The following is a 13,044-nucleotide window of genomic DNA, read 5'->3' on the forward strand; positions in this document are numbered from 1 at the left end:
GCTCCCCTCATCGAGGTGATCGCTGCGCGGACCGGTCGGTAACCTGCGCTCATGACCGAACCCCAGCCCGGCCAGGACCACCCCACCGACGCCCGTGAGATCAGCGGTCACTCCGGAGAGCTCGCCGTCCGCGTCGCGCGCGAGCACGGTGTCGAGACGATGTTCACCCTCTCCGGCGCGCACGTCTTCCCGATGTACGACGGTGCGGTCAAGGCCGAGCCGCCGATGCGCCTGCTCGACGTCCGGCACGAGCAGACCGCCGCGTTCGCCGCCGAGGCGACCGGCAAGCTGACCCGGGTGCCCGGCCTGGCCGTGCTGACGGCCGGGCCCGGCGTCACCAACGGCATCAGCGCGATCGCGCAGGCCCAGTTCGCCGGCTCGCCGATGGTCGTCGTCGGCGGCCGTGCTCCCCAGAACCGGTGGGGCAGCGGCAGCCTCCAGGAGCTCGACCAGCCACCCATCGTCGCGTCGATCACCAAGCTGGCCCGCACCATCCCGACCGCCGGTGAGGTGCTGGGTGGCTTCGACGAGGCGTTCCGCGCGGCCGGCTCGGCCCACCGCGGCCCGGTCTTCGTCGACGTGCCGATGGACGAGTTCTTCAACTCCGCCTCCGGCACCGTGCCGGACGCGTCCACGACCCGGCACCCCGTCGACACCGATGCCCTGGACCGGATCGCCGGCCTGCTGCGTGGAGCCTCACGGCCGGTCCTGATCATCGGCACCGACGTCTGGGCCGACGGCGCCGAGACCGCCGCTCTCGCCTTCGTCGAGGCGCTCGGCGTTCCCGCCATCACCAACGGGATGGGCCGCGGCGTGATCCCCGGGGGCCACCCGCTGCTGGTCACCAAGGCCCGCGGTGCCGCCTTGAACGGCGCGGACCTCGTCGTCGTGGCCGGCACCCCGCTCGACTTCCGCCTCGGCTACGGCGTCTTCGGCGGCAAGGACGGCGCCGAGCCCGCGCGCGTCGTCCACCTCGCGGACTCCCCGGCCCAGGTCTCGACCCACGCCACCCTCGCCGACTCGGCCTCGGGCGATCTGACCGCGGTGTTCGACGGCCTGCTGACGTCGCTCCAGAGCGGCGACCGAGCGAGCTGGACGCCGTGGGTGGAGAGCCTCCAGGACACCGTCCACGTAGCGGCCGCCCGCGACGCCGAGCTCCTGCGCGCCGAGGCCGACCCGATCCACCCGGCCCGGATCTACGGCGAGCTGCTCCCCCGGCTCGCCGACGACGCCGTGGTGATCGGCGACGGTGGCGACTTCGTCAGCTTCGCCGGGAAGTACGTCGAGCCCCAGCGGCCGGGCGGCTGGCTCGACCCCGGGCCGTACGGCTGCCTGGGCGCGGGCCTGGGCTCGGCGATCGCCGCCCGGCTGGCCCGGCCCTCCGCCCAGGTCGCCCTGCTCCTCGGCGACGGCGCGGCCGGCTTCTCGCTGATGGACGTCGACACCCTGGTCCGCCACGACCTGCCGGTGGTGATGGTGATGGGCAACAACTCCGCCTGGGCGCTGGAGAAGGGGCCGATGCAGATGCTCTACGGCTACGACGTCGTCGCCGACCTGGCCCAGCAGACGCGGTACGACGAGGTGGTCAAGGCCCTGGGCGGGGCGGGCGAGCTGGTCACCGACCCCACCGGGATCGGCCCGGCGCTCGACCGGGCCTTCGCCTCCGGGGTGCCCTACCTCGTCAACGTCGTCACCGACGTGAACGCGGCCTACCCGCGCAGCACGTTCGGCATCTGAGCACCGTGGAGATCAGACCCGCCACCACCGAGGAGCTCGCCGCCGTCGGCCGGCTGACGGTCGCGGCCTACACGCCGTACCTCGAGGGCAGCGACAGCGGCTACCTCGAGCACCTGCGCGACGCGACCCGTCGCGCCCGCGAGGCGGAGGTCCTGGTCGCGGTCGACGACGACGGCACCGTGCTGGGCTCGGTGACCTCGTGCCCCGAGGGCTCGCCGTGGCGCGAGCTGGCGACCCCGGGCGAGGGCGAGTTCCGGATGCTGGCGGTCGACCCGGCTGCGCAGGGTCGAGGCGTGGGGCAGTCCCTGGTGGAGCGGGTCGTCGCGGGCTTCCGGGCGGACGGCTCCCGCGGGGTCGTGCTCTGCTCGATGACCACCATGGGCGCCGCGCACCGGATCTACGAGCGTCTCGGTTTCACCCGGGCGCGCGACCTGGACTGGTCGCCGGTGCCGGGGGTCGACCTGATCGCCTTCCGGCTCGACTTCGGGACCGACACCCGATGACCACCCTGCCCTTCACCGTCACCGACGACGACACCGCGGTCGCCCTCGGCTCGGGCAGCCTGCCGGTGCTGGGCACGCCCCGGCTGCTGGCCTGGTGCGAGGCCGCCACCTGCGCGGCGATCGCCGACGACCTGGGTCCGGGCGAGACGTCCGTGGGCACCCGGGTCGAGATCGAGCACCTCCGGGCCAGCCCCGTCGGAGCCCGGATCGAGGTGACCGCCACGCCGGTCTTCTCCGACGGCCGGCTGCGCCGGTTCAGCGTGTCGGCGCGCCAGGAGGACGGCCGGGTGGTCGGCACCGGTGAGGTCACCCGGGTCGTGGTCGACGCCGAGCGGTTCCTGGGCCGGCTCTAGCCGACCTGCGGCGCCCCGCCCGTCGGCGCGGCGTACGGATTTCGCTCCGCGTCGGCCACCTGAGAGGATGGCCCTCGCCCCTTCGGGGCCGACGACCAGGAGGACACCATGGGCAAGACCGGACGCAAGCGTCGCGGCCGCAAGAAGAAGGCCGCCAACCACGGCAAGCGCCCCAACGCCTGAGCGCTGCTGCCACCGTGCACTGAGCCCCCGCCGGATGACCGGTCGGGGGCTCGTTGCTGTGCGGTGGCCTCAGCTGTCGCTGTAGCGCACCTGGATCTGCTGGATCTGCACCCGCACCCGCTGCCGGAGACTCTCGGGCGCGGTCTCGTGACACGAGCGGGCCACCATCGCCTTGACGGTGCGCTGGAGGTCGTAGTTCTGCAGGCAGGGCGCGCACTCGTCGAGGTGGACCCGGACGTCCGCGACGTCGGCCGCGTCGAGCTCGTTGTCGAGGAAGTACACGATCCGCTCGAGGAAGTCCGCGCAGGACTCGTCGCTGGTCACGACGCCCCTCCTCCGGTGTGGTCGTGCCCGACGGGGATCAGCTCCCCGTCGGCACGGGTGTAGCCGGACGCGTAGTCCGAGAGCATGTCGCGCAGCTGACGGCGCCCGCGGTGGAGGCGGGACATGACGGTGCCGATCGGAGTGCCCATGATCTCCGCGATCTCCTTGTAGGCGAAGCCCTCCACGTCGGCGAGGTACACCGCGAGACGGAACTCCTCGGGGAGCCGCTGCAGGGCGTCCTTCACCTGTGAGTCGGGCAGGTGCTCCAGCGCTTCGTTCTCCGCGGACTTCAGCCCCGTCGAGGTGTGGGACTCGGCCCGCGCGATCTGCCAGTCCTCGACGTCCTCGGACATCGACTGCTGCGGCTGGCGCTGCTTCTTGCGGTAGGTGTTGATGAAGGTGTTGGTCAGGATCCGGTAGAGCCAGGCCTTGAGGTTGGTGCCCGGCCGGAACTGGTGGAACGAGCCGTAGGCCTTGGCGAAGGTCTCCTGGACGAGGTCCTCGGCGTCGCTCGGGTTGCGGGTCATCCGCATCGCGGCGCCGTAGAGCTGGTCGAGGAACGGCAGCGCGTCGCGCTCGAAACGGGCGGTGCGCTGCGCATCGGTCTCGGTCGCCGGGTCGATCTCGTCGAGGTCGACGTCATCGGTGGCCGGGCCGGAGAGGTCAGGATGGTCTGTCATCGACTCCCACGATACCGGGGAGGCGGGGGGATCCATGAGGGCGAGCACGTCTGCCTCAACAGCCGCCTCCGCTCAGGGATTCCCGGCGACCTCGCGCACGATCCACTCCAGGGTCGCCTCGACCACCAGCGCCAGGGCGTCGGCCTGGCTCAGCGGCCCGCGCGCCGGCACCTTGAAGCCGTGGTCGGCGGCGGGTACGACGACCAGCTCGATGCCGTCGGGGAACTCCTCTGGCCGCCCCATCGGGTCGCGCTCGCCCTGGACGACCAGCGTCGGGACGCCGTGGGCGGCCGGTGCCTCCAGCTCGGCCAGCCTCGACGACTCGGGGCGGCCCGGTGGATGCAGCGGGAAGGCCAGAGCCAGGCAGCCGGCAGCACCCAGCCCGGCGGCGCAGCGGGCCGCCGACCTGGCCCCCGCCGAGCGGCCGCCCACGACGAACGGCGCCGGAGGGCGCAGAAGTCGGACCGCTGCCTCGATGCCCACGTCGAGGGTGGGCGGGGCCGTCGCGATCCGCCGGCCGGCCACCCGCCACGGCTGCTCGAACAGGGCCACGGTGATCCCCTGCCGCGGCAGGTCGGCGGCCAGGGCGGCGAGGTCGCGTGCCTCGACCCCGTTGCCGGCGCCGTGGCTGAGCAGCAGCGTGGCGAACCGGCCGCGCGGTGCCCGGTGGACCACCAGCCGCCCGTCGCCGTACGGCGTGCTGACCGGCCGCGCGGTGCTCATCGGCCGCTCACGCCGGTGCCTCCTCGGCCGGGATCGGCTCGACGAGCTCCGGGCCGTTGTTGCGGACGTTGTTGACGTCGCGCGAGACCGGGAACGCCTCGAGCCGCCCGGGCGCCGCCGGCACGAGCAGCCCGAGCAGGTCGTCGCGTCCCGAGACCGTGGGGTCGAGCCAGGCCGCCCACCGGTCCGGCTCCACCATCAGCGGCATCCGGTCGTGGATGTGCCCGACGGCGTCCTCGGCCTGGGTGGTGAGCACCGTGCAGGTCCAGCGGAAGCGGTCGGGGTCGTCGTCGGGGCGATCGGGGTCGCGCCAGATCTCGTAGAGCCCGGCCATCGCCAGCACCCCGCCGTCGCGCGGATGGATGAAGAAGGGCTGCTTGAGCGGCTTGCCGGCCTTGGTGCGCTGCTCGGTGGGATACCACTCGAAGTAGCCGTCGGCCGGCAGCAGGCACCGTCGTACGGCGAAGGCCCGCTTGTAGGCGGGCTTCTCGGCCACCGTCTCCATCCGGGCGTTGATCATCCGGTTGCCGATGGAGGGGTCCTTCGCCCACGAGGGCACCAGCCCCCAGGTGAGCACCCGCAGCTGCCGCTCCGGCGGCTCCTGCTCCCCGGCCTCACGAGCCTCGCGCGACGACGGGGAGCGCTCCAGCACGGCGTACACCTGCTTGGTCGGCGCGACGTTGTAGTCCGGCGCCAGCGCCTCCTCGACCAGGCTGTGCCGGATCTCGAACTCCTCGACGAGGTCCTCGGGCTTGCGGCTGGATGCGTAGCGCCCACACATGGGCGTCAGCCTAGGCCGTGGCCCCGACAGGGATCGACCGGCGACGGAGCACGATCAGGACGACTGGTCCCGCGAGAGCTCGTCGAGCAGGCTGGCGACGGAGTCGTTGGCCGACGGCAGGCTCTCGACCCAGATCCGGACGCCACCCGAGCCGATCTCGCCCACGTCGAGCAGCCGACGCAGCAGGGTGGTGCGGCGGCTCAGGCTCTCGTTGCGGCCGGCCAGCACCACGATCCGGCGCGGGCCGACCCGGCAGATCGTCTCGGCACCGGAGAAGACAGAACGCACGGACTCGCCGATCCGCGACATCCGGAGGTCGCCGCCGAACACCTCATCGGTGAGCCCGGCCGGGCGCGGCGAGGAGGCCTCCACGACCACGAGCGCGTAGGTGTCCCGCAGGGACGGCCCACGGGCGTCTCCGCGGTACATCTCCATCAGCCGGCCGCGCAGGTGGGCCATGCTCGCGAGCCCGGTCAGCGGGTCGGCACAGGACAGCTGATGGAGGTAGCCCAGCGTGGACTCGCTCCAGCCCAGGGCCAGGGCACAGGCGTCGGTGTAGGCGGGCTCGGCGTCCAGGACCACGGCGTACGTCGTCCGCAGGTCGGCCAGCGTCTCCGCCAGGGAGACTCCCTGGCTGCTCAGCAGGCGACCCACCACCTCGCAGGCGTCGGTGGCGGTGCGGCCGGCGGCCAGCGCCTCGCCCACGGCCTCGAAGGCGGGTGGGAGGGCGACCCTCACGTGCTCCGGGAGCGTTGCTGCGACGGAGTTGGAGGGAGGCGCGTTCAAGACCTTGTCCCGGAATGTCCAGAACCCCATGACGCCTCCCTCCATACCTCCGTGCAGCGCTCTCCGATGATGGGACGGACGTCCGTGACGAGCATGATGCCGTTTTCCCGGAAAAATCTCCGACGGACGCCCATACTGACGTCACAGGAGTCGAAACCGAGCGTTGGAGTAGTTGTGACCACCTCGCTGTCCCGCGTCGACGGCCCCGGGGACGCCGAGCTCATCTCAGCCGTCCGCGGCGGAGACGTCGACGCCTACGGCGAGCTGTTCGCCCGGCACGTGGACTCCGCGCGCCGTCTGGCCCGCCAGCTCGCGGGCCCGGGCGACGCCGACGACCTGGTCTCCGACGCGTTCACCAAGGTGCTCCTGGTCCTCCAGCGCGGCGGCGGGCCTGACCTGGCCTTCCGCGCCTACCTGCTGACCGCCGTACGCCGCCTGCACGTCGACCGGATCCGCTCGGGAGCCCGCCTGCGCTCGGTCGGCGACCTCACGCCGTTCGACCCCGGCCTGCCGTTCCACGACACGGCGGTCGAGGGCTTCGAGAACGCCGCCGCGGCCCGCGCCTTCGCCAGCCTGCCCGAGCGCTGGCAGATGGTGCTGTGGCACACCGAGGTCGAGCAGCAGAAGCCGGCCGACATCGCGCCCCTGCTCGGGATGAGCGCGAACTCCGTCTCGGCCCTGGCCTACCGGGCCCGCGAGGGCCTGCGCCAGGCCTTCCTCAGCCAGCACGCCGTCGACCCGGACGACGTGGACTGCGCCTGGACCCGCGACCACCTCGGCGCCTACATCCGCGGCGGTCTCTCGCGCCGCGACGCCGCCCGTGTGGACGACCACATCGAGGGCTGCCGGGCGTGCGCGGCGGTCTACCTCGAGCTCACGGAGGTGAACTCCGGCCTGGCCGCACTGCTGGCCCCCCTGCTCCTGGGCACCGCGGGCCTGGGCTACCTCACGACCGGGAGCGGCTCCAGCACCGTCGCCACCACCGTCACGGCCGCCAAGACCTGGGTGGCGACCCACGCCTCCCTCTCCGCCGCGGGCGGCGTCGTGCTCACCGCGACCGCGGCAGCCGCCGTGTACGCCCTCACGCAGCTCACCGGGCATCCGGCCCCGCCGCAGGGCGCTCCGCCGCTGGACCGACCGACCGCGTCGTCGACTCCCACCGCCGGGCAGCACCAGCAGGGCGGCCACCACGGCCGCGGTCCCGGGTCGCACGGCCACCGGGGGAACGGCCCGCAGCGCGGTGGCGGCACTCCCCCGACCGACCGGGCGAGCTCCTCCGACCCCAGCACGTCGACGTCCGGCCCGGCCGGCGGTCCCACCCCGCCCACCACGGGCCCGACCGGCGGACCGACCGGCGGACCGACGACCGGCCCGACCAGCGAGCCCACCTCGGCGCCGACCAGCGAGCCGACCACCTCGCCGACGAGCCAACCGACCTCGCCCCCGCCCACGCAGATCGCCTTCACCTCGACCCCCCCGTCCCGACCGACGTTCGGCAGCACCTACACGGTGAGCACGAACGGCTCGGGGACGGTCGTGATCTCGGTCGACCCGGCGACCACCGACTTCGGCACGGCGACGGCAGCGTGCCGCGTCAACGGCTCGACGGTCACCTTCCGGCACGCCGGCACGTGCGTGATCGCGGCCGACCGGACGGCGAGAGCAGCGTCGACCGACCACGCCACCCAGACCATCGACGTGCCCCAGGAGAGCCAGACGGTCGCGATCACCTCGGCGCCGCAGAATCCCGTGGTCGGCGGCACGTCGTACCCGGTCACCGCGGACCCGGGAGTCGCCGGGGCTCCCACGATCACCGGTAGCGACGCGTGCCAGGCGGTCGGTGCCACCGTCAGCTTCGTGCATGCCGCCACCTGCACGATCACCGCCAGCTGGGACGGCAACCAGGACTACCTGCCCGCCACCGACACCCAGACCTTCCAGGTGGGCCAGGGTGCGCAGGAGATCACCTTCACCACCACACCTCCGCCCACGAACCCCGCGGTCCAGGACGCCCCCTACACGATCCGCGCCACGAGCACCTCCGGCGGCGCGGTGAGCTTCTCGACGACCAGTGCCGCGTGCACGGTCGCGGACGCCGGCGTCTCGGCCGCCACGGTGACCTACGTGGCGCCCGGCGTCTGTGTGGTCGACGCCGACCAGGCGGGCACCCCCGACTACCTCGCGGCACCCCGGGTGTCCCAGACGATCACGGTCTCCGACGAGGTCCGGGCGCACCTGGAGGTCACGGCCGTCGCCCAGCAGCTGCACGGCAACGGTCAGCAGCGGGTGACCGCCTCGGTGACCGGGCTTCCTGTGGGGTCGACGGCCACCCTCACGGTCTCGGTCGACAGCTCCGCCCACATCACCACGAACGACCCGGCCTGCGCGGAGAAGACCCAGACGAGCGGCCAGACGTTCCAGTGCACCGTGACCAAGGCGGCCCAGACGTTCGTCTTCGACACCACGGTCAACAAGGGTCGACCGTTGATGACCTTCCACCTCGCTCCGGTCGCGCCACTGGTGTTCACGCCCGACTCGAAGCCGGACTTCCAGCTGCCGCTCGGTGACCCACTTCCGTTGACCGCGGCCCACAGCCCGTTCGCCCGGCGTACCCAGAACTGAGATTCGGCCACCCACACGTGTGGGCAGGTCCCGGATCGGGTAAGAAGGTGGCGTGACCGCCATCAGACTGATCGCCCGCCCGATGCTCGCCTCCGTGTTCTTCGTCGGCGCGCTGAACGCCTTGAAGAACGCGCCCAAGCTCGGCCCCAAGGCGTCCCGGGTGACCGAGAAGGTCGTGCCACTCGCCCAGCGGGTGGCACCGGGCGCCCCGATCCCGACGGACCCGGTGACGATCGTCCGGCTCAACGCCGGCGTGCAGATCGCCGCCGCAGCGGCGCTCGCGACCGGCCGGCTGCCTCGCGTCTCGTCCACGGTGCTCGCCGCCTCGCTGCTGCCGACGACCGTGGCCGGTCACGCGTTCTGGAACGAGACCGACCCGGCGACCAAGGCCACCCAGCGGCTGAACTTCTTCAAGGGGATCTCGCTGGTCGGCGGGCTCCTGATCGCCGGGGTCGACACCGAGGGCAAGCCGGGCGTGGCCTGGCGGGCCAAGCGCGCCGCCAAGGACGTTCGCCGCGAGGCCGGCCAGCTGGCCCGCAACGCGCGCACCGAGGCCCGGCTGGCCAAGGCGCAGCTGACCTGACGTCGGCCCACGCCGCGCTCGGTACGCTGCGCCGGTGACGAACGCGGTGACGGCCGAGCCCCCCCGGGCAGGTGCCTGGGCGGCTCCGTACGCCCGCACGCCGGTGCACGCCGAGCTCTCGCTGCCGGGCAGCAAGTCGCTGACCAACCGGGCCCTGGTGCTGGCCAGCCTGGCGTCCGGCCCCAGCGTCGTACGCCGAGCCCTGCGCTCGCGCGACACCTCCCTGATGGCCGGGGCGCTGGCGGCGCTCGGGGCCGACATCGACACCTCGGGCGACGACTGGACGGTGACCCCCGCGGCCTTCGTCGGGGACGCCCGCGTCGACTGCGGCCTGGCCGGGACGGTGACCCGCTTCGTCCCCCCCATCGCGGGGCTGGCCCGCGGCGAGGTCGCCTTCGACGGCGATCCCCACATGCGCAACCGTCCGGTCGGGGAGGTGCTGAGCGCGCTGCGAGCCCTCGGGGTGAGGATCGACGGTGACCGGCTGCCGTTCGTGGTGCACGGCTCCGGTGCCGTGCCGGGCGGGCAGGTGGTGCTCGACGCCTCCGGCTCCAGCCAGTTCGTCTCCGCGCTGCTGCTCGCCGGGGCCCGCTTCGACCGGGGCGTGGACGTGCTCCACGACGGCAAGCCGGTGCCCTCCCAGCCGCACATCGAGATGACCGTGGCGATACTGCGCAGCCACGGGGTCGAGGTCGACGACGCCGAGCCGGACCGCTGGCGGGTGGCCCCCGGCCCGATCGCGCCGGTCGACCTCACGATCGAGCCGGACCTCTCCAACGCCGCGCCGTTCCTGGCCCTGGCCGCGGTCACCGGCGGGTCGGTGACCGTGCGCGACTGGCCCAAGGCGACCACCCAGGCCGGCGACGCCCTGCGCGACCTGCTCGCCCGGATGGGCTGCACCGTCGACCTGACCGACCGGGGCTTGACGGTCACCGGGCCGGGCACGATCTCCGGGCTGGACGCCGACCTGCACGACGTCGGCGAGCTCACCCCCGTCGTCGCCGCCCTGTGCGCCCTGGCCGACGGCCCGTCGTACCTGCGCGGGATCGGCCACATCCGCGGCCACGAGACCGACCGCCTCGCTGCTCTGGCCACCGAGCTGACCGCCCTCGGCGCCGACGTCGTCGAGCACGCCGACGGGCTGGAGCTGCGGCCCGGCCGACTTCACGCCGGGCTCTTCCACGCCTACGCCGACCATCGGATGGCGCACGCCGGGGCGGTCCTGGGCGCGGCCGTCGAGGGAGTGCTGGTGGACGACGTCGACGCCACCTCCAAGACGTTCCCGGACTTCCCGCGGGTGTGGGCCTCCGCGCTGGGTGTGTCGTGAGGAGCACGCCGTGAGCGGACGCTACGGCGAGCACGACCAGGAGCACTACGAGCGCCCGCGGCGCCACACCCGCCCGCGGACCAAGGAGCGACCGTCGTACGACGACGCAGCCGACGGGGTGGTGACCACGGTCGACCGGGGGCGCCTCACCCTGCTCGTCGACGGGCAGGTGGTGATGGCGATCAAGGCCCGGCCACTGGGCCGCAAGGGGGTCGTGGTCGGTGACCGCGTCCGGGTCGTCGGCGACGTCAGCGGCACGCCGGGAGCCCTGGCCCGGATCGTGGAGGTTCGGGAGCGCACGACTGTGTTGCGTCGTACCGCGGACGACGACGACCCCGTCGAGCGGGTGATCGTCTCCAACGCCGAGCAGCTGGTCGTGGTCACCGCGCTGGCCGACCCGGAGCCGCGCCCCCGCCTGATCGACCGGGCCCTGGTGGCGGCCTTCGACGCGGGGATGAAGCCCCTGCTGTGCCTGACCAAGGCCGACCTGGCCGACCCGGAGACGCTGCTGGTCACCTACCGGTCGCTGGGCGTGCCATGGGTGGTCACCCAGCGCGGTGGCGACCTGTCCGAGCTGCGCTCGGCGCTGCACGGCCGCACCAGCGTGCTGATCGGGCACAGCGGCGTCGGCAAGTCGACGCTGGTCAACGCCCTGGTGCCGGAGGCGATGCGCGACGTGGGCATCGTCAACGCGGTCACCGGACGCGGTCGCCACACGTCGACGTCGGCGATCATGATCCCGCTGCCCGACCAGGCCGGCTGGATCATCGACACACCCGGGATCCGCTCCTTCGGGCTGGCCCACGTCCGGCCCGAGGACCTGATCGAGGCCTTTCCCGATCTCGACGAGATGACCGAGGAGTGCCCGCGCGGTTGCACGCACGGCGCGGACGAGCCGGAGTGCGGCCTCGACGAGGCGGTGACGCGCGGGGATGCCGACCCGGTCCGGGTCGAGTCCTTCCGGCGGCTCCTGGTCGCGCGGTCGGAGCCGGCGTACTAGCCCCAGATCGAGCGGGCGCCCGAGTCACCGGTCAGGAACACCCACACCAGCAGGATCACCGCGGAGACGACGAGCAGCACCTGGATCGCGACGGCGACCGCGCCGGTGCGGCCGGTGCGCGCCCCCCAGCCGGAGACGACCGGTGAACCGCCGCCGAGGAAGGCCGCGGCGAGACCGGTCGGGACCAGGAAGGCCAGCATCAGCCAGCGCAGGATGCTGCCGCGGTGCTGGTGGGTCCGCACCGTTGCCAGCTGCTGGAGCTGGCGGGCGTGCTCGAGGGAGTAGCCGGACTGGGCGGCGACGACGCCGGCGACCGCGGCGATCACGGCGGAGGCCACGAAGGGCCAGCGCAGCCACCAGCGCCAGGCCGGCTTGACGGCGTAGAGGATCCCGCCGAGGCCGGCGAGCGGGGCGAAGACCACCACCACATGCACGATGAGCGGGTGCAGTGGGAGACCGTTGAACGTCATGGTGACAGGTATACGGCACAGCGCGGCGTTCGGTTCGGACGTGGAAGGGACGGATCGGTTTAGCCTGTGCCCATGTCGCCCGCCGCGTCGGACTACACCGACGACCTCCGCCTCGCCCACGTCCTCGCCGACGACGCGGACTCCCTGACCACGGCGCGCTTCAAGGCGCTCGACCTCCACGTGATGAGCAAGCCCGACCTGACGCCGGTCACCGACGCCGACGAAGGCGTCGAGGAGGCGATCCGGCGCACCCTGTCGCGGGTGCGCTCGCGGGACGCGGTGCTCGGTGAGGAGCAGGGCAGCACCGGGCACAGCCAGCGGCGCTGGGTCGTCGACCCGATCGACGGCACCAAGAACTTCGTCCGCGGGGTGCCGGTGTGGGCCACCCTGATCGCCCTGGTCGTCGAGGACGAGGTCGTGCTGTCGGTGGTCTCGGCCCCCAGCTCCAGCGGCGCTGGTGGGCCTCCGCGGGCAACGGGGCGTGGACCGGTAGGTCGCTGCTCAAGGCGACTCGGTGCCAGGTCTCCGACATCCGTCGGCTGGAGGACGCGTCGTTCGCCTACTCCTCGCTGCACGGCTGGGAGGAGCGCGACCGGCTCGACGACTTCCTGTCGCTGATGCGGCGCTGCTGGCGCACGCGTGCGTACGGCGACTTCTGGTCCTACATGTTGATCGCCGAGGGGGCGGTCGACCTTGCCGCCGAGCCGGAGCTCCACCTCCACGACATGGCCGCCCTCGACATCATCGTGCGCGAGGCGGGCGGCCGCTTCACCTCCCTGGACGGGACCGACGGGCCCTTCGGGGGCAACGCCCTCGCCTCGAACGGGCACCTCCACGACGCCGCCCTCTCCTTCCTCGGCACCCTGCCCGATGACGACGACGACCCCGACTCCCCGCGGCGGGAGCCGGGCTCGGTCCATGACCTGATGTCGCACCGGACCCGCGGTGAGGACTAGCCTGCGAGTCACGACC

14 protein-coding genes and 1 pseudogene are annotated in these 13,044 nt (G+C 73.1%); 9 read left to right on the top strand and 6 right to left on the bottom strand.

Annotation, left to right across the window (positions count from 1 at the left end; genetic code table 11):
• Positions 1-51 precede the first annotated feature (51 nt).
• The 4 genes from E3N83_RS08695 (at position 52) to E3N83_RS20330 (ending at position 2,776) form a co-directional block, all read left to right on the top strand.
• Entirely contained in the window at positions 52-1,737 is a 1,686-nt protein-coding gene (locus E3N83_RS08695) for an acetolactate synthase (RefSeq protein ID WP_151082895.1), read from the top strand.
• A gap of 5 nt (positions 1,738-1,742) precedes the next feature.
• On the top strand, positions 1,743-2,240 hold the full coding sequence (locus tag E3N83_RS08700; protein ID WP_238343133.1) for a GNAT family N-acetyltransferase: 498 nt from the start codon (positions 1,743-1,745) through the stop codon (positions 2,238-2,240).
• Positions 2,237-2,593, top strand: a complete 357-nt coding sequence (locus tag E3N83_RS08705) for a thioesterase family protein (RefSeq protein ID WP_191908021.1) — start codon at positions 2,237-2,239, stop codon at positions 2,591-2,593. The genes E3N83_RS08700 and E3N83_RS08705 overlap by 4 nt, the downstream gene beginning before the upstream one ends.
• A 108-nt stretch (positions 2,594-2,701) precedes the next feature.
• Complete coding sequence (locus E3N83_RS20330) at positions 2,702-2,776, top strand: 50S ribosomal protein bL37 (protein ID WP_396408713.1); 75 nt, start codon at positions 2,702-2,704, stop codon at positions 2,774-2,776.
• 69 nt (positions 2,777-2,845) lie between these two features.
• Here E3N83_RS20330 and rsrA read toward each other — a convergent pair whose 3' ends face one another.
• The 5 genes from rsrA to E3N83_RS08730 all read right to left on the bottom strand — a co-directional run bounded on the left by rsrA (position 2,846) and on the right by E3N83_RS08730 (position 6,100).
• Positions 2,846-3,100: a mycothiol system anti-sigma-R factor gene (rsrA, locus tag E3N83_RS08710; RefSeq protein WP_151082896.1), complete on the bottom strand. Its 255-nt coding sequence runs from the start codon at positions 3,098-3,100 to the stop codon at positions 2,846-2,848.
• On the bottom strand, positions 3,097-3,780 hold the full coding sequence (locus E3N83_RS08715; protein WP_238343134.1) for a sigma-70 family RNA polymerase sigma factor: 684 nt from the start codon (positions 3,778-3,780) through the stop codon (positions 3,097-3,099). The genes rsrA and E3N83_RS08715 overlap by 4 nt, the downstream gene beginning before the upstream one ends.
• A gap of 72 nt (positions 3,781-3,852) precedes the next feature.
• Positions 3,853-4,503: an alpha/beta hydrolase family protein gene (locus tag E3N83_RS08720; protein ID WP_151082897.1), complete on the bottom strand. Its 651-nt coding sequence runs from the start codon at positions 4,501-4,503 to the stop codon at positions 3,853-3,855.
• 7 nt (positions 4,504-4,510) lie between these two features.
• Positions 4,511-5,284: an SOS response-associated peptidase gene (locus E3N83_RS08725; protein WP_151082898.1), complete on the bottom strand. Its 774-nt coding sequence runs from the start codon at positions 5,282-5,284 to the stop codon at positions 4,511-4,513.
• Positions 5,285-5,338: 54 nt separating this feature from the next.
• A complete protein-coding gene (locus tag E3N83_RS08730) occupies positions 5,339-6,100 on the bottom strand; it encodes a hypothetical protein (protein ID WP_191908022.1) in 762 nt (253 codons plus the stop codon).
• Between the two features lie 144 nt (positions 6,101-6,244).
• On the opposite strand from E3N83_RS08730, the gene E3N83_RS20215 reads away from it, so the two are divergent.
• From E3N83_RS20215 to rsgA, 4 genes are read left to right on the top strand one after another with little or no spacing between them, the layout of a single operon-like run.
• Positions 6,245-8,692, top strand: coding sequence for a sigma-70 family RNA polymerase sigma factor (locus E3N83_RS20215; protein WP_191908023.1), 2,448 nt, complete (start codon positions 6,245-6,247; stop codon positions 8,690-8,692).
• 52 nt (positions 8,693-8,744) lie between these two features.
• A complete protein-coding gene (locus E3N83_RS08740; RefSeq protein WP_151082901.1) occupies positions 8,745-9,275 on the top strand; it encodes a DoxX family membrane protein in 531 nt (176 codons plus the stop codon).
• Between the two features lie 34 nt (positions 9,276-9,309).
• Positions 9,310-10,602 (top strand): 3-phosphoshikimate 1-carboxyvinyltransferase, encoded by a 1,293-nt coding sequence (aroA, locus tag E3N83_RS08745; RefSeq protein WP_238343135.1) that lies wholly within the window; start codon positions 9,310-9,312, stop codon positions 10,600-10,602.
• 10 nt (positions 10,603-10,612) lie between these two features.
• The gene (gene rsgA, locus E3N83_RS08750) at positions 10,613-11,602 is read left to right on the top strand and encodes a ribosome small subunit-dependent GTPase A (RefSeq protein WP_151082902.1); all 990 of its coding nucleotides are present in this window, start codon (positions 10,613-10,615) and stop codon (positions 11,600-11,602) included.
• Here rsgA and E3N83_RS08755 read toward each other — a convergent pair.
• Positions 11,599-12,072, bottom strand: a complete 474-nt coding sequence (locus E3N83_RS08755) for a DUF2231 domain-containing protein (RefSeq protein ID WP_151082903.1) — start codon at positions 12,070-12,072, stop codon at positions 11,599-11,601. The two genes, rsgA and E3N83_RS08755, sit on opposite strands and share 4 nt — an antisense overlap.
• Positions 12,073-12,144: 72 nt before the next feature.
• Between E3N83_RS08755 and E3N83_RS08760 the strand changes: the two are divergent.
• Positions 12,145-13,028, top strand: a pseudogene (locus E3N83_RS08760) (inositol monophosphatase family protein).
• The last annotated feature ends 16 nt before the right edge of the window (positions 13,029-13,044 follow it).

The organism is Nocardioides cynanchi, assembly GCF_008761635.1.
GTDB classification, from domain to species: domain Bacteria; phylum Actinomycetota; class Actinomycetes; order Propionibacteriales; family Nocardioidaceae; genus Nocardioides; species Nocardioides cynanchi.

Excerpts from the sequence above, each read along its gene's own strand:
- E3N83_RS08695 (WP_151082895.1), top strand. The coding sequence starts at position 52 with ATGACCGAACCCCAGCCCGGCCAGGACCACCCCACCGACGCCCGTGAG.
- E3N83_RS08705 (WP_191908021.1), top strand. The coding sequence starts at position 2,237 with ATGACCACCCTGCCCTTCACCGTCACCGACGACGACACCGCGGTCGCC.
- E3N83_RS08715 (WP_238343134.1), bottom strand. The coding sequence starts at position 3,780 with ATGACAGACCATCCTGACCTCTCCGGCCCGGCCACCGATGACGTCGAC.
- E3N83_RS08720 (WP_151082897.1), bottom strand. The coding sequence starts at position 4,503 with ATGAGCACCGCGCGGCCGGTCAGCACGCCGTACGGCGACGGGCGGCTG.
- E3N83_RS08725 (WP_151082898.1), bottom strand. The coding sequence starts at position 5,284 with ATGTGTGGGCGCTACGCATCCAGCCGCAAGCCCGAGGACCTCGTCGAG.
- E3N83_RS08730 (WP_191908022.1), bottom strand. The coding sequence starts at position 6,100 with ATGGGGTTCTGGACATTCCGGGACAAGGTCTTGAACGCGCCTCCCTCC.
- E3N83_RS08755 (WP_151082903.1), bottom strand. The coding sequence starts at position 12,072 with ATGACGTTCAACGGTCTCCCACTGCACCCGCTCATCGTGCATGTGGTG.